This window comes from Burkholderia pyrrocinia (genome assembly GCF_018417535.1).
Taxonomy (GTDB): domain Bacteria; phylum Pseudomonadota; class Gammaproteobacteria; order Burkholderiales; family Burkholderiaceae; genus Burkholderia; species Burkholderia pyrrocinia_E.
This window is the reverse complement of the sequence record NZ_CP070977.1, coordinates 3,357,602-3,374,891: the sequence shown is the minus strand read 5'-3', so window position 1 is coordinate 3,374,891 and position 17,290 is coordinate 3,357,602. Positions and strand designations below refer to the sequence as shown.

17 protein-coding genes are annotated in these 17,290 nt (G+C 69.2%); 13 read left to right on the top strand and 4 right to left on the bottom strand.

Annotated elements, in window-relative coordinates:
• Positions 1 to 142: 142 nt before the first annotated feature.
• Both JYG32_RS15675 and JYG32_RS15670 read right to left on the bottom strand, forming a co-directional pair.
• Positions 143 to 1,219 carry a porin gene (locus JYG32_RS15675; RefSeq protein ID WP_213264028.1) on the bottom strand — a complete coding sequence of 359 codons (1,077 nt, stop codon included), beginning with the start codon at positions 1,217 to 1,219 and terminating at the stop codon, positions 143 to 145.
• A 345-nt stretch (positions 1,220 to 1,564) separates the two neighbouring features.
• Positions 1,565 to 2,059, bottom strand: coding sequence for a peptide-binding protein (locus JYG32_RS15670; protein WP_174383834.1), 495 nt, complete (start codon positions 2,057 to 2,059; stop codon positions 1,565 to 1,567).
• Positions 2,060 to 2,405: 346 nt separating this feature from the next.
• Here JYG32_RS15670 and JYG32_RS15665 point away from each other — a divergent pair, with 346 nt between their 5' ends.
• The 6 genes from JYG32_RS15665 to JYG32_RS15640 all read left to right on the top strand — a co-directional run bounded on the left by JYG32_RS15665 (position 2,406) and on the right by JYG32_RS15640 (position 9,432).
• Complete coding sequence (locus JYG32_RS15665; RefSeq protein WP_213264027.1) at positions 2,406 to 3,440, top strand: bile acid:sodium symporter family protein; 1,035 nt, start codon at positions 2,406 to 2,408, stop codon at positions 3,438 to 3,440.
• A 236-nt stretch (positions 3,441 to 3,676) separates the two neighbouring features.
• Positions 3,677 to 5,521: an EAL domain-containing protein gene (locus tag JYG32_RS15660; RefSeq protein ID WP_213264026.1), complete on the top strand. Its 1,845-nt coding sequence runs from the start codon at positions 3,677 to 3,679 to the stop codon at positions 5,519 to 5,521.
• Between the two features lie 379 nt (positions 5,522 to 5,900).
• The gene (locus JYG32_RS15655; RefSeq protein ID WP_174384323.1) at positions 5,901 to 6,920 is read left to right on the top strand and encodes a LacI family DNA-binding transcriptional regulator; all 1,020 of its coding nucleotides are present in this window, start codon (positions 5,901 to 5,903) and stop codon (positions 6,918 to 6,920) included.
• Entirely contained in the window at positions 6,917 to 8,197 is a 1,281-nt protein-coding gene (locus JYG32_RS15650) for an AGE family epimerase/isomerase (protein WP_213264025.1), read from the top strand. The genes JYG32_RS15655 and JYG32_RS15650 overlap by 4 nt, the downstream gene beginning before the upstream one ends.
• Positions 8,194 to 9,102, top strand: coding sequence for a carbohydrate kinase family protein (locus JYG32_RS15645; protein ID WP_174384325.1), 909 nt, complete (start codon positions 8,194 to 8,196; stop codon positions 9,100 to 9,102). The genes JYG32_RS15650 and JYG32_RS15645 overlap by 4 nt, the downstream gene beginning before the upstream one ends.
• Before the next feature lie 108 nt (positions 9,103 to 9,210).
• The gene (locus tag JYG32_RS15640; protein WP_174384326.1) at positions 9,211 to 9,432 is read left to right on the top strand and encodes a hypothetical protein; all 222 of its coding nucleotides are present in this window, start codon (positions 9,211 to 9,213) and stop codon (positions 9,430 to 9,432) included.
• A 25-nt stretch (positions 9,433 to 9,457) separates the two neighbouring features.
• Here JYG32_RS15640 and JYG32_RS15635 read toward each other — a convergent pair whose 3' ends face one another.
• Together JYG32_RS15635 and JYG32_RS15630 are read right to left on the bottom strand one after the other, a co-directional pair.
• Complete coding sequence (locus JYG32_RS15635) at positions 9,458 to 9,652, bottom strand: DUF2905 domain-containing protein (RefSeq protein WP_006484654.1); 195 nt, start codon at positions 9,650 to 9,652, stop codon at positions 9,458 to 9,460.
• A 7-nt stretch (positions 9,653 to 9,659) separates the two neighbouring features.
• On the bottom strand, positions 9,660 to 10,856 hold the full coding sequence (locus tag JYG32_RS15630) for a class I SAM-dependent methyltransferase (protein ID WP_213264024.1): 1,197 nt from the start codon (positions 10,854 to 10,856) through the stop codon (positions 9,660 to 9,662).
• Between the two features lie 13 nt (positions 10,857 to 10,869).
• Here JYG32_RS15630 and JYG32_RS15625 point away from each other — a divergent pair, with 13 nt between their 5' ends.
• The 7 genes from JYG32_RS15625 (at position 10,870) to JYG32_RS15595 (ending at position 17,212) form a co-directional block, all read left to right on the top strand.
• Positions 10,870 to 11,613 carry an SDR family oxidoreductase gene (locus tag JYG32_RS15625; protein ID WP_213264023.1) on the top strand — a complete coding sequence of 248 codons (744 nt, stop codon included), beginning with the start codon at positions 10,870 to 10,872 and terminating at the stop codon, positions 11,611 to 11,613.
• A 77-nt stretch (positions 11,614 to 11,690) separates the two neighbouring features.
• Positions 11,691 to 12,095, top strand: coding sequence for a dihydroneopterin aldolase (locus tag JYG32_RS15620; RefSeq protein ID WP_047899203.1), 405 nt, complete (start codon positions 11,691 to 11,693; stop codon positions 12,093 to 12,095).
• Positions 12,092 to 13,084: a tRNA 2-thiocytidine(32) synthetase TtcA gene (ttcA, locus tag JYG32_RS15615; RefSeq protein ID WP_213264022.1), complete on the top strand. Its 993-nt coding sequence runs from the start codon at positions 12,092 to 12,094 to the stop codon at positions 13,082 to 13,084. The genes JYG32_RS15620 and ttcA overlap by 4 nt, the downstream gene beginning before the upstream one ends.
• Before the next feature lie 136 nt (positions 13,085 to 13,220).
• The gene (gene glmU / locus JYG32_RS15610; protein ID WP_213264021.1) at positions 13,221 to 14,582 is read left to right on the top strand and encodes a bifunctional UDP-N-acetylglucosamine diphosphorylase/glucosamine-1-phosphate N-acetyltransferase GlmU; all 1,362 of its coding nucleotides are present in this window, start codon (positions 13,221 to 13,223) and stop codon (positions 14,580 to 14,582) included.
• Between the two features lie 54 nt (positions 14,583 to 14,636).
• Entirely contained in the window at positions 14,637 to 16,454 is a 1,818-nt protein-coding gene (gene glmS, locus JYG32_RS15605; protein ID WP_213264020.1) for a glutamine--fructose-6-phosphate transaminase (isomerizing), read from the top strand.
• Between the two features lie 72 nt (positions 16,455 to 16,526).
• The gene (locus JYG32_RS15600) at positions 16,527 to 16,994 is read left to right on the top strand and encodes a hypothetical protein (protein WP_213264019.1); all 468 of its coding nucleotides are present in this window, start codon (positions 16,527 to 16,529) and stop codon (positions 16,992 to 16,994) included.
• On the top strand, positions 16,994 to 17,212 hold the full coding sequence (locus tag JYG32_RS15595) for a hypothetical protein (protein WP_174381841.1): 219 nt from the start codon (positions 16,994 to 16,996) through the stop codon (positions 17,210 to 17,212). Before JYG32_RS15600 ends, JYG32_RS15595 begins: the two co-directional genes overlap by 1 nt.
• The last annotated feature ends 78 nt before the right edge of the window (positions 17,213 to 17,290 follow it).

Sequence of the window (17,290 nt, the reverse complement as noted above, 5' to 3'; positions counted from 1 at the left end):
GGCGAGGAAACAGAAAGGTCAACAAAGGCAAAACGCAAAGACAAAACGGCGCCGCGGGTGGCGGCGCCGTTTCGGGCGGGAAAACATGCAGCCGGAACACGCGATTTTCGCGCGCGGCCGGCGCACCGATCGCGCGTGCGCGTCAGAACTTCGCGCGGATACCTGCGCCGAACGTGTTGCCGGTCGACAGGCCGCTGATGTGGTCGTTCATGTACGCGGCGTAGACGTCCGTGCGCTTGGACAGCGGATAGTCGTAGCCGACGGCCCAGGTCTGGCGCGTCTGGTCGAGGCCGCCGGCATCGCGCGAATACGCGTACGACGCCATCGCGTTGCCCACGCCGAGCGGCACCGACACGCCGCCCTGCGCGGTGTTCACGTGCCAGCTGCCCGCGACCTGGTCGTTCTTCGTATACATGTACTGGCCGAACAGCTTCACGAGCTTCAGGTCGTAGGTCGCGCCGACCAGCGCGATGCCCTGGCTCTTCATGCCGGTGACGAGCGCGCTCAGGTCCTGCGGGCCGTTGTTGAAGTTCACGTACTGATACATGGCGGTCGCCGCGAACGGGCCGTTCGCATAGTTGAACTGCGCGCTCCACTTCTTCGAGCGGTTGTCGCCGGCCTGGTTGCCGAGCGCATACATCGCGCCGAAATTCAGGCCACCGAACGACGGCGACGTATACGACAGCGCATTGTTCCAGCCCGAATCGCCGACTGCACCCTGGTCGCTCGGATAGGTCGGGAACGTGCCGAGGCCGAGGAACACGTGGTACACCATCGGCGAGAAGGTGTACGAGTCGTAGAACGGGTTGAACAGGATCGTCGACAGGAACAGGTGCGTCGTCAGGCGGCCTGCCGTGACCGTGCCGTACGGCGAGCTGATGCCGACGTATGCGTTGCGGGCGAAGAACGTGTCGCCCTGGAAGCGGCCGAACTGGCCGTTCTGCGCGCGGAAGAAGCTTTCCAGCGTGAAGATCGCCTTGTAGCCGCTGCCGAGATCCTCTGCGCCGTGCAGGCCCCAGTACGACGTCGACATCCCGCCGCCCGACACGTTCCATGCGCGATCGCCGCCCGGGAACTTGGTTGCGCCGACCCATTCGTCAACCTGACCGTAGAGCGACACGCTCGACTGCGCATGGACGGGAGCGGTGGCCGCCACGCAGGCGGCTGCGGCGATCAGCTTGACGGACGTGCGCGACGCACGGCGAACGAATGCATTCATGGGATCTCCAGGTTTTGTCGAATAGTCGATAAGTGGCGCGAGCGTTGTTTTTTAGAGCCGAGTGCTTGCGTCGTATGGGGCGCAGCCATCTTTACGGATCATTCGTCCGGTCAAAATTGCGCACACTTATTGCTGGTATAGCGGCGGCATTAACTTCGCGGAATCGAACCATGGCCGGAGGCGCGCCGGCGGCCCGGCGCGAACGCAGCCGCGCGGCGGGACGGCGGCGTGGCATGCGCGAACCGGGCGCGAAAGATAGCGCAATGCGGCGGGAAAATCAGCGGAAATCTGCGCGCGACTGTGGCGAATTCGCATCAGCCGGCAGGGGGACGAGCGCGCGGGCGCTCAGTTTCGGTAGAACGGGGAGTAATACGGCGAGTGCGCAGGCTCTTCCTGCGAGCGGGGCGGCGGCATCGGACGGCCGCCGCGCTCCTCGTTGTAGCGCGCGACGTCGGCGCGGATCGAACCGGCGCGCAGCGGCACGTTGCCGCCGCCCGGCGGGCGCGGCACCTGACGCGCATCGGCGCTGATCGGGCGATACGGGCTTTGCGCGGCGTAATGGCCGTACGACGGTGTGGGCCGCAGCCCCCAGCGGGAGCCGTAGCTGCTCACGCCGCCGGCGCGTGCACCGGCGGGGGGCGCAACGCGGCGCCAGACGGGCATGCCACCGGGCCCGCCGCCAGCCGGCTGACCGTACGCACGCATGTCGCCGCCACCGAAGCCGTGGCCGCCGAACCCATGACCACCGTGTGGCGGCTGCGCGAGCGCGAGCGGCATCAGCAGCGCGCCGAGCACGCCTGCCACCCATCGTCCGATCTTCCGTTTCACCCGTTCCGTCATCGTTCCGTGCCTGTCCACGCCTTCCGCCGGCACCGTTCGGCCGACGCAAGGCTTTCAGCAGTAATTTATGAGCCGCCCGAAACTGTGTCGAGCCCAAAAGTGTTAGGTCGCCGGCATCGGTGTAACACCATGTTACTGCTAGTTTTTTTCACTTCAGGGCGCGAACGCGACAGAACATTCTTCTGCCGTTTTGCGCATCGCCGAGGGCGTGCGATGGCCGCCGTTGCATGCAATCGATTCATCAATCGATTCTCACAATGAATTTGTGTAGTGAATGACCAACCGGGACAATAGCGCCATCCGCGCGCGCGACGCGCGCCTCCGTCGTTTCCGAATCGAGTTCCCGATGGCCCGTCCCCGTTTTCTTCCCGACAACTTCACGCTCGCGCTCGTCGGCACCGTCGTGCTGGCGAGCCTCCTGCCGTGCCGCGGCCCGGCCGCCCATGCGTTCAACTGGGCGACCAATATCGCGGTCGGCCTGCTGTTCTTCCTGCACGGCGCGAAGCTGTCGCGCGAGGCGGTGGTCGCCGGCGCGACCCACTGGCGGCTGCACGCGGTCGTGCTGCTCAGCACGTTCGCGCTGTTCCCGCTGCTCGGCCTCGCGCTGAAACCCGTGCTGCAGCCGCTCGTCACGCCGACGCTTTACGCGGGCGTGCTGTTCCTGTGCACGCTGCCGTCGACGGTCCAGTCGTCGATCGCGTTCACGTCGATCGCGAAGGGCAACGTGCCGGCCGCCGTGTGCGCTGCATCCGCGTCGAGCCTGCTCGGGATCTTCGTCACGCCGGCGCTCGTCGGGCTGATGATCACGTCGCAGTCGGCCGCCGCCGCGTCGCCGTGGAGCACGGTCGGCAGCATCGTGATGCAACTGCTCGTGCCGTTCATCGCCGGCCAGTTGCTGCGGCCCGTGATCGGCGGCTGGATCGAACGCAACCGCGGCGTGCTGCGCTTCGTCGACCAGGGCTCGATCCTGCTCGTCGTCTACGTCGCGTTCAGCGAGGCCGTCAACGAGGGCCTGTGGCACCAGATCCCGGCGCGCGCGCTCGGCGGCCTGCTGATCGTCAACCTGGTGCTGCTTGCGATCGCGCTGCTGCTGACCGCGTTCGTCAGCAAGCGGCTCGGCTTCAACCGGGCCGACCAGATCACGATCATCTTCTGCGGCTCGAAGAAGAGCCTCGCGGCCGGCGTGCCGATGGCGAAGGTGATCTTCTCGGCGAATGCGGTCGGCGCGATCGTGCTGCCACTGATGCTGTTCCACCAGATCCAGTTGATGGCGTGCGCGGCGCTCGCGCAGCGCTGGGGCGCGCGCGACATGAGCGGCGAGCGCGGCGGGCAGGACGGCGCGGCATCGACGCCCGGCGCGCTGAGCGCCGGCAAGCGCTGACGGGAACGGAGGCGGGACGGTCAACGGGTGGCCGCCTTCCGCCTTCCGCCTTCCGCCTTCCCGCCTTCCCGCCTTCCCGCCTTCCCGCCTCCCCGCCTCCCCGCCTCCCGAACGCGCACCGATGCGCGCCCAACGCGATGCACCATCAGCGCCCGTCGCGTCATGAAATCTTCACTCAATTTCCCGCGAGCGATGCCGTTAAGCCGGGCGTCCCGTCGATTCGGCTGCCCTCGCCCATGCCCGCGCTCCACTCCGACTCCGCTGCCGTCAGCACCGCGCGCCTGATCGCGGATCGCGCGCTCGCCGCCGTTTTCCAGCCGATCGTCGATCTCGGGTCGGGGACGGTCGTCGGCTACGAAGGCCTGATACGCGGCCCGCACGGCACCGACCTCGAGCCGCCCGCCGCGCTGTTCGCGCAGGCCGCGCGCGAAGGCGCAACCATCGCGCTCGAACAGGCCGCCGCGCTCACCTGCCTCGACGCGTTCGCGGCGCTCGGCTGCGACGGCAAGCTGTTCCTCAATTTCAGCGCCGGCACGATCCTGCGGCTCGCCAGCGAACGCGAGCGCGCGCGCCAGTTCCTCGGCCGTGCGCAGGTCGGCGCCGAGCGCATCGTGATCGAGCTGACCGAGCAGAACGCGATACCGGATGTCGCGCAGATCGGGCCGGCGGTCGCGTCGCTGCGCGACGCCGGAATCCAGTTCGCGCTCGACGACTACGGCACCGCGAACGCGAGCATGAACCTGTGGCTGCGCCTGCATCCGGACGTCGTGAAGATCGACCGCTTCTTCATCCACGACATCTCGCGCGACCCGCTCAAGTTCGAGGCCGTGAGGGCGATGCAGCACTTCGCGCAGGCGAGCGGCGCGCAACTGATCGCGGAAGGCATCGAGAACGAGTGCGACCTGATCGTCGTGCGCGACATGGGCATCTGCTGCGTGCAGGGCTTCCTGCTCGGCCGGCCGAACGCGCAGCCGTCGCGGATCGTCGCGCCGGCCGCGCGCGATGCGATCCGCGCGCCGCACATCGCGGTGTTTCCCGGCGCGACGCGCACCGTGCGGCCGGCCGGCACGATCGCCGCGAAGATGCTCGTCCCCGCGCCGGCGCTGCCGCGCGACGCGACCAGCAACGACGTGCTCGACCTGTTCAACCGGATGCCCGACCTGCACGCGGTCGCGCTCGTCGAACGCGGGCGGCCGGTCGCGCTCGTGAATCGCCGCGGCTTCATCGACCGCTTCGCGCTGCCGTATCACCGCGAGGTGTTCGGGAAGAAGCCGTGCCTGCAGTTCGCGAACGACGTGCCGCTGATGATCGACAACGCGACGACGGTCGAGCAGCTCGCGACGCTGCTCGCGAGCCACGACCAGCGCTATCTCGCGGACGGCTTCGTGATCACCGAACACGGCCGCTACGTCGGGCTCGGCACCGGCGAGAGCCTCGTGCGCGCGGTGACCGAGATGCGCATCGAAGCCGCGCGCTACGCGAACCCGCTGACGTTCCTGCCCGGCAACATCCCGATCAGCGCGCATATCGACCGCCTGCTCCAGCGCGATGCCGGTTTCCATGCGTGCTACGTCGACCTGAACCAGTTCAAGCCGTTCAACGACCAGTACGGCTACTGGCAGGGCGACGAGGTGCTGAAGTTCGCCGCGACGGTGCTGGCCGGCGTGTGCGACCCGCAGCGCGACTTTCTCGGGCACGTCGGCGGCGACGACTTCCTCGTGCTGTTCCAGCGCGACGACTGGCACGTGCGCGCGGCCGACGCGATCGCGCGCTTCAACGACGGCGCGCAGCGCTTCTACACGCAGGCCGACCGGCAGGCGGGCGGGCTGCGCGGCGAGGACCGCCACGGCAACCCGGCGTTCTTCGGCTTCGTGACGATGGCGATCGGCGCGGTCGGCGTGCCGGCCGGCGCGCATGGCGCGGAGCGCTACGGCAGCGACGAGATCGCGTCGGTCGCGGCGCTCGCGAAGCGGCGCGCGAAACAGCGGCCGGGCGGGCTCGCGGTCGTCGATCTCGACGCGGGCCGCGCCGCGCTGCGCAATCGCGGCGAACCGCCGGCCGCGGCGGTGGCGGCTGGCTGAACGACGGGCAATCGTCGAGCGCGGATACGGCTGCGCTCCGTGCGGCGGGGATGGACGTCCACCCATCAACCGGCCGAATCGTTGCGCTTCGGCTTCCGGCCACCCGCACCGGCCGCCGCGCCCCCTGCGCGGACACGCGAAGCAGGCCCGCTTTCCAACCGCTTCCCGCACCGTTCCCACCCGCCGTCCGGACCGCCGGGCTCCCGCACGGCCACCTTGCCTTTTTCACGTTTTGTTTAGTATTTTTAGTAACGACGTTTTCGCAGATTAGCGCTTAAAAACCCGTTATTCGCGGGTATTCCCCGGCTATCCGGCCCGAATTCCGCGATATGTTTTACTATACAATCGCTTTCACCCTAAACAAACCGGACCCCGAACGATGGGCACCACCATTCGCGATGTAGCGCGGGCGGCAGAGGTCTCGATCGGCACCGTCTCCCGCGCGCTGAAAAACCAGCCGGGCCTGTCGGAAGCCACGCGTGCGCGCATCGTCGAGATCGCGCGGCAGCTCGGCTACGATCCCGCGCAGTTGCGGCCGCGCATCCGCCGGCTCACCTTCCTGCTGCACCGCCAGCACAACCGCTTTCCCGCCAGCCCGTTCTTCTCGCACGTGCTGCACGGCGTCGAGGACGCGTGCCGCGAGCGCGGCATCGTGCCGACGCTGCTCACGGTCGGCCCGAACGACGACGTGCTGCGCCAGATGCGCCCGCACGCGCCCGACGCGATCGCGGTCGCCGGCTTCATCGAGCCCGAGACGATCGAGGCGCTCGCCGCGACCGGCCGGCCGCTGGTGCTGATCGACCTGTGGGCGCCCGGGCTGCGCTCGGTCAACATCGACAACGCGACCGGCGCGGCGCTCGCGATGCGCCATCTGCTCGCCACCGGCCGTTCGCGCATCGCATTCATCGGCGGCTCGGCCGCGCACTACAGCATCGCGCAGCGCGCGATCGGCTACCGGCGCGCATTCTTCGAGGCCGGCCGGCTGTTCGATCCCGCGTACGAAGTGACGATCGACGCCGGGCTCGACCCCGACACCGGCGCTGCGCGCGCGATGCAGCAACTGCTCGACGCGCCCGGCCAGCGCCCCGACGCCGTCTTCGCGTACAACGACGCCGCCGCACTGGCCGCGCAGCGCGTATGCATCGCACGCGGCGTGCGGATTCCGGAAGACATCGCGATCGTCGGCTTCGACGACATCCCGGCCGCCGCACACGCAAGCCCGCCGCTCACGACGCTCGCGGTCGACAAGGAAGCGCTCGGCCGCCGCGGCGTCGAGCTGCTGCTCGCCGAAGCGCCCGAGCGCACCGAGATTTCCCTGCCCGTCGAGCTGATCGTGCGGGCCAGCAGCCAGCCCGCCGGCTCCCCGGCACTCGATATCGCAACGGCTACCGAATCATGAACATGCCCCCGGTCCAACCCTGCACGGCCGCGCCGGCCGCCCACACGCAAGCCGCACCGTTCGTCGCGAGCTTCCGCGATCCGTCGTTCCTGCTGTCGCACATCGAGGACACGCTGCGCTTCTACGCGACGAACGCGTTCGACCCGACGGGCGGCTTCTACCACTACTTCCGCGACGACGGCAGCATCTACAACCGCACGTCGCGCCACCTCGTCAGCAGTTGCCGGTTCGTCTTCAACTACGCGATGGCGTACCGGCATTTCGGCGATCCGCGTCACCTCGACTACGCGCGCCACGGGCTGCGCTTCCTGCGCGACGCGCACTGGGACGACGCACTGCAGGGCTACGACTGGGAACTCGACTGGCGCGACGGCGCGAAGCGCGCGACGCTCGACGGCACGCGCCACTGCTACGGGCTCGCGTTCGTGCTGCTCGCGGCCGCGCACGCGACGATGGCCGGCATCGACGAGGCGCGAGCGCTGATCGCGGCGACCTACGAGCTGGCCGAGCACCGCTTCTGGGATGCGGCCGCGGGCCTCTATGCGGACGACGCGACGCCGAACTGGATCGTGTCGTCGTACCGCGGCCAGAACGCGAACATGCACATGACGGAGGCGCTGCTCGCGGCCTACGAGGCGACCGGCCATCTGACCTACCTCGATCGCGCGGAAAAGCTCGCGACCCACATCACGCAGCGCCAGGCCGCGCTGTCGGGCGGGCTCGTGTGGGAGCACTACCATGCGGACTGGTCGGCCGACTGGGACTACAACAAGGAAGACAGTTCGAACATCTTCCGGCCGTGGGGCTTCCAGCCAGGGCACCAGACCGAATGGGCGAAGCTGCTGCTGATCCTCGAGCGGCACCGCCCGCTCGACTGGCTCGTGCCGCGCGCGGCCGAACTGTTCGACGCGGCGCTCGCGCATGCGTGGGACGCCGATCACGGCGGCCTGTACTACGGCTTCGGCCCCGACTTCACGATCTGCGACCACAACAAGTACTTCTGGGTGCAGGCGGAAACCTTCGCGGCGGCCGCGATGCTCGGCGCGCGCACCGGCAGCGAGCGCTTCTGGGACTGGTACGACGAGATCTGGCGCTACAGCTGGGCGCATTTCGTCGATCACCGCTACGGCGCGTGGTACCGGATCCTCACCTGCGACAACCGCAAGTACAGCGACGAGAAGAGCCCGGCCGGCAAGACCGACTATCACACGATGGGCGCATGCTACGACGTGCTCGCGACCCTCGCGCGCACGGCGCGCAGCGAGCCGACGCAATGAGCGGCGGCACGTTTCCGGCTTTCGTGTCGGCGGGCGACATCCTGACCGACATGGTGCGCGCGGGCGATGCGCAGTGGACGTCGGTGCCGGGCGGCGCCGGCTGGAACGTCGCGCGCGCGGTCGCGCGGCTCGGCGTGCCGAGCGCGCTCGCGGGCTCGATCGGCGAGGACTGCTTCTCCGACGTGTTATGGCGCACGAGCGACGCGGCCGGGCTCGACCTGCGCTTCCTGCAGCGCGTCGCGCGGCCGCCGCTGCTCGCGATCGTCCACGAGACGCGTCCGCCCGCGTACTTCTTCATCGGCGAAGCGAGCGCCGATCTCGCGTTCGATCCCGCGCGGCTGCCGGCCGGCTGGGCCGACCACGTGAAATGGGCGCATTTCGGCTGCATCAGCCTCGTGCGCGAGCCGCTCGCGGGCACGCTGGCCGCGCTCGCGGCCGACCTGCACGCGCGCGGCGTGAAGATCAGCTTCGATCCGAACTACCGGAACCTGATGACGGCCGCGTACCGGCCGACGCTGGAGAAGATGGCCGGCCTCGCCGACCTGATCAAGGTATCCGACGAGGACCTGCGGCACCTGTTCGGCGGCGACGGGCCCGACGCGATCGCGGCGGTGCGCGCGCTGAACCCGCGCGCGGCCGTGTTCGTCACGCGCGGCGCGCAGGCGGCGACGCTCTACGCGGACGGCGACGTGCACGAGGCCAGCCCGCCGCGCGTCGAAGTGGTCGATACCGTCGGCGCGGGCGACGCGTCGATCGGCGGCATGCTGTTCAGCCTGATGGCCGCGCCGCAGCGCTCGTGGCGCGAGCATCTGGCGTTCTCGCTGGCGGCGGGCGCCGCCGCGTGCCGGCACACGGGCGCACACGCGCCGACGCTCGACGAAGTGGTTGCGCTGATCGAAGGCTGACGAAGGCTGATCGAACGCCGACCGGGCGCCGTTCGGTCACCGATAAGCCGCGCTGTACATGCTGCGCCGCAGTGCTACGATGAAGTGTCCTTTTGCGGGAGAGGCACGATGGACACCAACACGTTCACGAAGGGCATCTACACGGCCAAGGCGCATACCCAGCATGCGGCCAACGGGCAGTTCCAGGGTTACGTGATCCTCGCGCGGGACGACGGGGACGAGACCGAGAACACCCGCTACGACGTCCACTCGACGAGCCCCAGCGAGGAAGAAGCGTTCGACGAGGCAAAGGCGCTCGCGCACCGGATCCTCGGCGAGATCGAGCTGTAACGCGCACCGCCCTTTTCGGCGCGGCTCAGAGCAGCCGCGCAACCATCGATACCAGCATCGTCAGCACCAGCGTCGACATGAACGGGAACGGGTAGCGCCGCCCGCCGAGCGTCAGCGTGACGTCGCCCGGCATCCGCCCGATGCCGAGCTTGCCGAGCCACGGCCAGCAGCGCGTCAGGATCATCACCGCGACGAACGACGCCATCAGCCAGCGCAGCATGCCGGGCTCAGAGCACGTGCGAACGGTCGCCGCGCGCGAACGCGTCGAGCGTGCCGTCGATTCCGCGCGAGAACGCGATCACCTTGAACAGCTCGCCCATCTCGGCTTCGGAGATCAGCTTCTGCACCGCGTTCGCGGCCGGCAGGAACTGCCGGATGTCGGACGGATCGATCGCGGCCAGCACGTCGGTGATGCCCGCGTTCAGCAGGAAACGCGCCTGCGACGTGTAGCCGAGCAGGTCGGCGCCGGCGGCGACAGCCGCGTCGTAGATGCCGGTGAATTCGACGTGCGCGGTGATGTCCTGCAGCCCCGGGTACAGGAACGGGTCGTCGTGCGCGTGGTGGCGGTAGTGGCACATCAGCGTGCCGCGGTCGCGCTGCGGATGGTAGTACTCGTGCGCGGGAAAGCCGTAGTCGACCAGCAGCACCGCGCCGCGCGCGAGCATCGTGCAGACGGTGCGCGTGAACGCCAGCGCGGCCTCGTGCGTCTCGGTCACGTAACCGTCGGCGACATCGGCGCCGAGCGCCGCGAGCACCGGCGGCTGGCTGGCCGGCGCGGCCGGCCGGTCCTCGAACACGAACGCGTGCTGCGCGTCGAGCGCGACGCCGCGCTCGTGCCACGCGCCGTCCGCCTTCGCGAACAGCCGCACCGGCATCGCGTCGAGCACCTCGTTGCCGACCACGACGCCCTCGAACCGCTCGGGCAGCGCGTCGAGCCAGCGCACCTTCGCGGCGAGCGCCGGCGCGGCGGCCTCGATCGTGTCGCGCTGGCGTTCGCGCAGCTCGCCGGACAGGTCGACGATCAGGTATTCGTCGAGTTCGACGCCCAGCGCGTCGAGCGCCGCGAGCAGCCCGGCCGCGAGCTTGCCCGTGCCGGCGCCGAATTCCATCACGCGGCGCGTGCCGCTCGCCGCGAGCGCTTGCGCGACCGGTTGCGCGAGGGTTTGCGCAAACAGCGGCGACAGCTCGGGCGCGGTGACGAAGTCGCTGCCGTCGTCGGCGCGGCGCCCGAACTTGCGCGCGCCGCCGCTGTAATAGCCGAGGCCCGGCGCGTACAGCGTACGCTCCATGAAGCGGTCGAACGGCAGCCAGCCGCCGGCCGCCGCGATCTCGTCGCGCAGTTGCGCGGCAAGGGTTTCGGACTGCGCGAGCGCGTCAGGGCCGGGAGCAGGTAAACTAGCGGGTTCGTGAGCTTTCGGGTTCATCCCGGCATTGTAAATGACCGTTTCAGCCGATACGTCGACCCTGCGCGTGGTGCTCGTCGCGGGCGCCCTGGGCAGTGCGGCCGATGCCGCGTCGATCGGTCGTGCGCTCGCGACGGGATTCGCGCGCCGCGGCTGGGACGTCGCGCTGCAGCGCAGCCACGGCGCGCCGCGCGCAGCAGCCGACGCGCTCGTCGCCGAAGTCGCGGCGCTCGGCCGCCGTGCGGCCGTGCTCGACGCCGATCTGGCCCTGGAAACCGATGCAGCCGCACTCGTCGCCGCGTGCGGCGCGGCGCTCGGCCGGCCCGCGTGCGCGGTGTTCGTGAGCGCGAGTGCAGGCGCCGACGACGCGCACACGGTGGACGGTGCGTCGCTCGCCGGCGCGCTCGCGCGCAACGTGACGGCGCCGCTCGCGCTGGCCCGCGCGCTCGCCGAGGCGACGCCCGATGCCGCGCGCGAGAACGAAGCGCTGCGCGCGTGCGCGATCCACTTGCTGGACCAGGCGCTGTTTCACCCGGCACCGGCGCAGTTGTCGCACGCGCTGATGCAGGCCGCGCTGAACCGCGCGACGTCGGCGCTGGCGCTGGCGCTCGCGCCGAAGGTGCGGGTCGCGGCGCTGGTGCGCGGCCACGCGGCGCACGCGGACGACATCGCGGCGGCCGCCTGCTATCTCGCGAGCGCGCCCGGCGTCACGGGCGCGACGCTGACCGTCGACGGCGGCGAGCACCTCGTGCCGCCCGCCGCCGGCCCGAATGAATGAACCGCGCGGGCGCGCGGCCTGACCGCCGCCGCCCGCGCCGCTTTGCGTGCGCGCACGCCAATTTGACTGGGACGACCATGTTTTCCGCTCTCCTGCACCCCCGCCTCGCGGATTGCCGCAGGCTCTACCTGCGCGATTACGAGGTGCACATCAACATCGGTGCCTTCGAACACGAGAAGCGCGGCGAGCAGCGCGTCGTCATCAACGTCGACCTGTTCGTGCCGCTCGCGCTGTCCACCCCTGTCGACGACCGTCTCCATGAAGTCGTCGACTACGACCTGATGAAGCAGAGCGTCGCGCAATGCGTGGCGCGCGGCCACATCCATCTGCAGGAAACGCTGTGCGACGCGATCGCCGCGCGCCTGCTGGCGCACGATGCCGTGCGCGCGGTACGCGTCTGTACCGAGAAACCGGACGCCTATCCGGACTGCGACGCCGTCGGCGTCGAAGTCTTTCGCATCAAGGACGAGGAGCGCGCATGAACGCCCCCCACATGAATGACACGGCGGCCGACGCCGCCACCCTCGACGCCGCCGCCCCGGCCGGCCGCCAGGCGCTGACGCGCCGCGAGCAGAAGGAAGCGTACGAGAACAACAAGCTGTTCAAGCGGATCGCGCGCCAGGTCGGCCAGGCGATCGGCGACTACAACATGATCGAGCACGGCGACAAGGTGATGGTCTGCCTGTCCGGCGGCAAGGACAGCTACGCGATGCTCGACGTGCTGCTGCGCCTGCGCGAGCGCGCGCCGATCGACTTCGACATCGTCGCGGTGAACCTCGACCAGAAGCAGCCGGGCTTCCCCGAGCATGTGCTGCCCGAATACCTGAAGCAGGTCGGCGTGCCGTTCCATATCGAGAACCAGGACACCTACAGCATCGTCAAGCGGCTCGTGCCCGAAGGCAAGACGACCTGCTCGCTGTGCTCGCGGCTGCGCCGCGGGATCCTGTACCGCGTGGCCGGCGAGCTCGGCGCGACCAAGATCGCGCTCGGCCACCACCGCGACGACATCGTGCAGACGCTGCTGCTCAACATGTTCTACGGCGGCAAGCTGAAGGGGATGCCGCCGAAGCTGCAGTCGGACGACGGCAAGAACATCGTGATCCGCCCGCTCGCGTACGTGAAGGAAACCGATCTCGAGAAATACGCGGAGCTGCGCGAATTCCCGATCATCCCGTGCAACCTGTGCGGCAGCCAGCCGAACCTGAAGCGCGCGGAAATGAAGGCGCTGATCCGCGAATGGGACAAGCGCTTCCCGGGCCGCGTCGAGAACATGTTCAACGCGCTCGCGAAGGTCGTGCCGTCGCACCTGATGGACACGACGCTGTTCCCGTTCACGTCGCTGCGCGCGACAGGCGAAGCCGATCCGCAGGGCGACATCGCGTTCGACGAGGAACCGTGCGCGTCGGGCGACGACGCAGCGGCGCCGGGCGCCGCCAAATCGATCTCGATCGTCCAGTTCGACGACCTGTAAGCGGGGTCGGAAGACCCGCCGGAACGGAGGCGCCAGCCGTCCGTTCCGGCGTGGAGGCCCTGCCGCGGCGGCCCGGAACGACGGGGGCCGCATGCTAAAATAACCGGCTCCGAACTCCACCGACAAAGCTGGCGCCATGAATATCGTGATTTTGGCGGCAGGCACCGGCAAGCGCATGCGTTCCGCGCTGCCGAAAGTGCTTCACCCCCTGGCCGGCAGGCCGCTCCTCTCCCACGTCATCGACACCGCGCGCACGCTGCAGCCGTCCCGGCTCGTCGTCGTCGTCGGTCACGGCGCCGAGCAGGTCCAGGCTGCCGTCGCCGCGCCCGATGTCCAGTTCGCGGTGCAGGCCGAGCAGCTCGGTACCGGCCATGCGGTGCGCCAGGCGCTGCCGCTCCTCGATCCCGCGCAACCGACGCTCGTGCTGTACGGCGACGTGCCGCTCACCCGCGCGTCGACGCTGCAGCGTCTGGTCGACGCCGCGCGCGACGGCCGCTACGGGATTCTGACCGTCACGCTCGACGATCCGACCGGCTATGGCCGCATCGTGCGCGACGTGTCCGGCTTCGTCACGCGCATCGTCGAGCAGAAGGACGCGTCGCCGGAAGAGCTGAAGATCGCCGAGATCAACACCGGCATCATCATCACGCCCACGGCCCAGCTGTCGATGTGGCTCGGCGCGTTGAAGAACGAAAACGCGCAAGGCGAGTACTACCTGACCGACGTCGTCGAGCTCGCGATCGAGGCCGGTTTCGAGGTCGTCACGTCGCAGCCCGACGACGAATGGGAAACGCTCGGCGTGAACAGCAAGGCGCAGCTCGCCGAGCTCGAGCGCATTCACCAGCGCAATGTCGCGGAAGCGCTGCTCGTCGACGGCGTCACGCTCGCCGATCCGGCGCGCGTCGACGTGCGCGGCACGCTGCGCTGCGGCCGCGACGTGTCGATCGACGTGAACTGCGTGTTCGAAGGCAACGTGACGCTCGCCGACAACGTGACGATCGGCGCGAACTGCGTGATCCGCAACGCGTCGGTCGGCGCCGGCACGCGCATCGACGCGTTCACGCACATCGACGGCGCCGTGCTCGGCGCGCACACCGTGATCGGCCCGTACGCACGGCTGCGCCCCGGCGCGCAGCTCGCGGACGAAGCGCACGTCGGCAACTTCGTCGAGGTGAAGAACGCGGTGATCGGCCACGGCTCGAAGGCGAATCACCTCACGTACATCGGCGACGCCGACATCGGCGCGCGCGTGAACATCGGCGCGGGCACGATCACCTGCAACTACGACGGCGCGAACAAGTTCCGCACCGTGATCGAGGACGACGTGTTCGTCGGCTCCGACACGCAGCTCGTCGCGCCCGTGCGCATCGGCCGCGGCGTGACGATCGCCGCCGGCACGACGATCTGGAAGGACGTTGCCGACGGCCTGCTCGTGTTGAACGAGAAGACCCAGACCGCGAAGAGCGGCTACGTCCGCCCGGTCAAGAAGAAAAGCTGAACCTTTTGCGGGCGCCCGGGCGGCGCCCGCTTCGACTTACAGGACTGACCATTCATGTGCGGCATTGTCGGCGCAGTTGCGCAGCGTAATATCGTTCCGGTGCTGATCGAAGGATTGCGGCGCCTCGAATACCGTGGCTACGACTCGTGCGGCGTCGCCGTGCTCGAGCCGGGCGCACCGAAGCGCGCGCGCAGCGTCGCGCGCGTCGCCGATCTCGACGCGCAGGTGCGCGAATCGCACCTCGAAGGCACGACCGGCGTCGCGCACACGCGCTGGGCGACGCACGGCGCGCCCGTCACGCACAACGCGCACCCGATCTTCTCGTCGAACGCGCTCGCGCTCGTCCACAACGGCATCATCGAGAACTTCGAGCCGCTGCGCGACGCGCTGCGCGCGAAGGGCTACGAATTCGTGTCGCAGACCGACACCGAAGTGATCGCGCACCTCGTGCACAGCCTGTATCGCGGCAACCTGTTCGACGCGGTGCGCGAGGCGGTGCAGCAGTTGCACGGCGCGTATGCGATCGCCGTGATCCACAAGGACCAGCCGCACACCGTCGTCGGCGCGCGCCAGGGTTCGCCGCTCGTCGTCGGCCACGGCGACGGCGAGAACTTCCTCGCGTCCGATGCGCTCGCGCTTGCGGGCAGCACCGACCGCTTCACGTTCCTCGAGGAAGGCGACGTGTGCGAGCTGTCGCTCGACGGCGTGAAGATCGTCGACCGCCACGGCGCCACCGTGCAGCGCGACATCCGCGTCGTCAGCGCATACGGCGGCGCGGTCGAGCTGGGCCCGTATCGCCACTTCATGCAGAAGGAAATCTTCGAGCAGCCGCGCGCGATCGGCGATACCGTGCCGCAGACCGACGCGTTCGACGCGACGCTGTTCGGCGACGCCGCGCCCGCCGCGTTCGCGGACGTCGACAGCCTGCTGATCCTCGCGTGCGGCACGAGCTACTACTCGGGCCTCACCGCGAAGTACTGGCTCGAATCGATCGCGAAGATCCCGACCCAGGTCGAGATCGCGAGCGAATACCGGTATCGCGAATCGGTGCCGAACCCGCGCCAGCTCGTGCTCGTGATCTCGCAGTCGGGCGAGACGGCCGACACGCTCGCGGCGCTCAAGCATGCGCAGTCGCTCGGCCACACGCATACGCTCGCGGTCTGCAACGTCGCGACAAGCGCGATGGTGCGCCTGACCGAAATGCAGTTCCTGACGCACGCGGGCACCGAGATCGGCGTTGCGTCCACGAAGGCGTTCACGACGCAGCTCGTCGCGCTGTTCGTGCTGGCCGCGACGCTCGGCAAGCTGCGCGGGCATGTCGACGCCGCGCAGGAAGCCGAATTCCTGAAGCAATTGCGCCACCTGCCGGCCGCGCTGAACAGCGTGCTCGCGCTGGAGCCGCAGATCATCGCGTGGTCGGAGGAATTCGCGCGCAAGGAAAACGCGCTGTTCCTCGGCCGCGGGCTGCACTACCCGATCGCGCTCGAAGGCGCGCTGAAGCTGAAGGAAATCTCGTACATCCACGCCGAGGCCTATCCGGCCGGCGAACTGAAGCACGGGCCGCTCGCGCTCGTCACGGAAGCGATGCCGGTCGTCACGGTCGCGCCGAACGACACGCTGCTCGAGAAGCTGAAGTCGAACATGCAGGAAGTGCGTGCGCGCGGCGGCGAGCTGTACGTGTTCGCCGATGCCGATACGCAGATCGTCAACGACGACGGCCTGCACGTGATCCGGATGCCGGAGCACTACGGGCAGCTGTCGCCGATCCTGCACGTCGTGCCGCTGCAACTGCTCGCGTATCACACCGCGTGTGCACGCGGCACCGACGTCGACAAGCCGCGGAACCTCGCGAAATCGGTGACGGTGGAGTAAAGCAGGACGCCGATCGGTGCGGCCGGCCAGGTGCGGCCGGCCCGGCGCACCGACGAGACAGACGGAGAGACAATGGTAAGACTGTTTGGATGCGGATTGCTGGCGCTGACGTTCGCGTCGACGGGCTGGGCCACCGAGCACTACGTCGAGGTCTGGAACCCGCCCGAGGCACGGCAGCCGGCGGCACGTACGCCGGAAGCCCGTATGCCGGCCGCGCGCGCGCTTGCCGACGCACGCGCCGGCAAGAACGCCGAGAAGCACGCGAGCGCAACGCCGAAGGCCGCCGCGAAACCGCACAAGCGCCGTGTCGCGCAAACCGTGAAAGCCGGTTCGCATCGCCCGCCCGCCGCCGCGGCCGACGCACCGGCCGCACCGCGCCCCGTCGCGCAGCCCGCGCCGGGACGTCTCACGGTGATGCAGCCTGCCGGCCCCGACGCGACGCACGCACTCAATTTCTCCGACATCCCGCGGCAATACACGCCGGACGGCAACGTGCTGCGGGTCGGTACGCACAACCGCTCCGCGGAGGTGACTCGATAATGGAAGCGCAAAACTACCTCGGCTACCAGATCTGGGGCCACGCGATCCTGCAGCAGGACGAGATCCTGCAGCCCGAACGCTTCGCGGCAAGCGGCACGATCACGCAGAACAACCGGCTCGTCGAGGCGTCCGGCGTGCTCGGTGTGTTCGACACCGAGGACGACGCGCGCGAGGCCGGACTCGAATGGGCCCGCGCGTGGATCGACAGCCACCGCTGACCGGCGTGGCCGCGTGCATCCGGCGCGCCGCCGTACACGAGCCGGCCGCGAACGGTAAACGAAAGAAGGGGCGTCCAT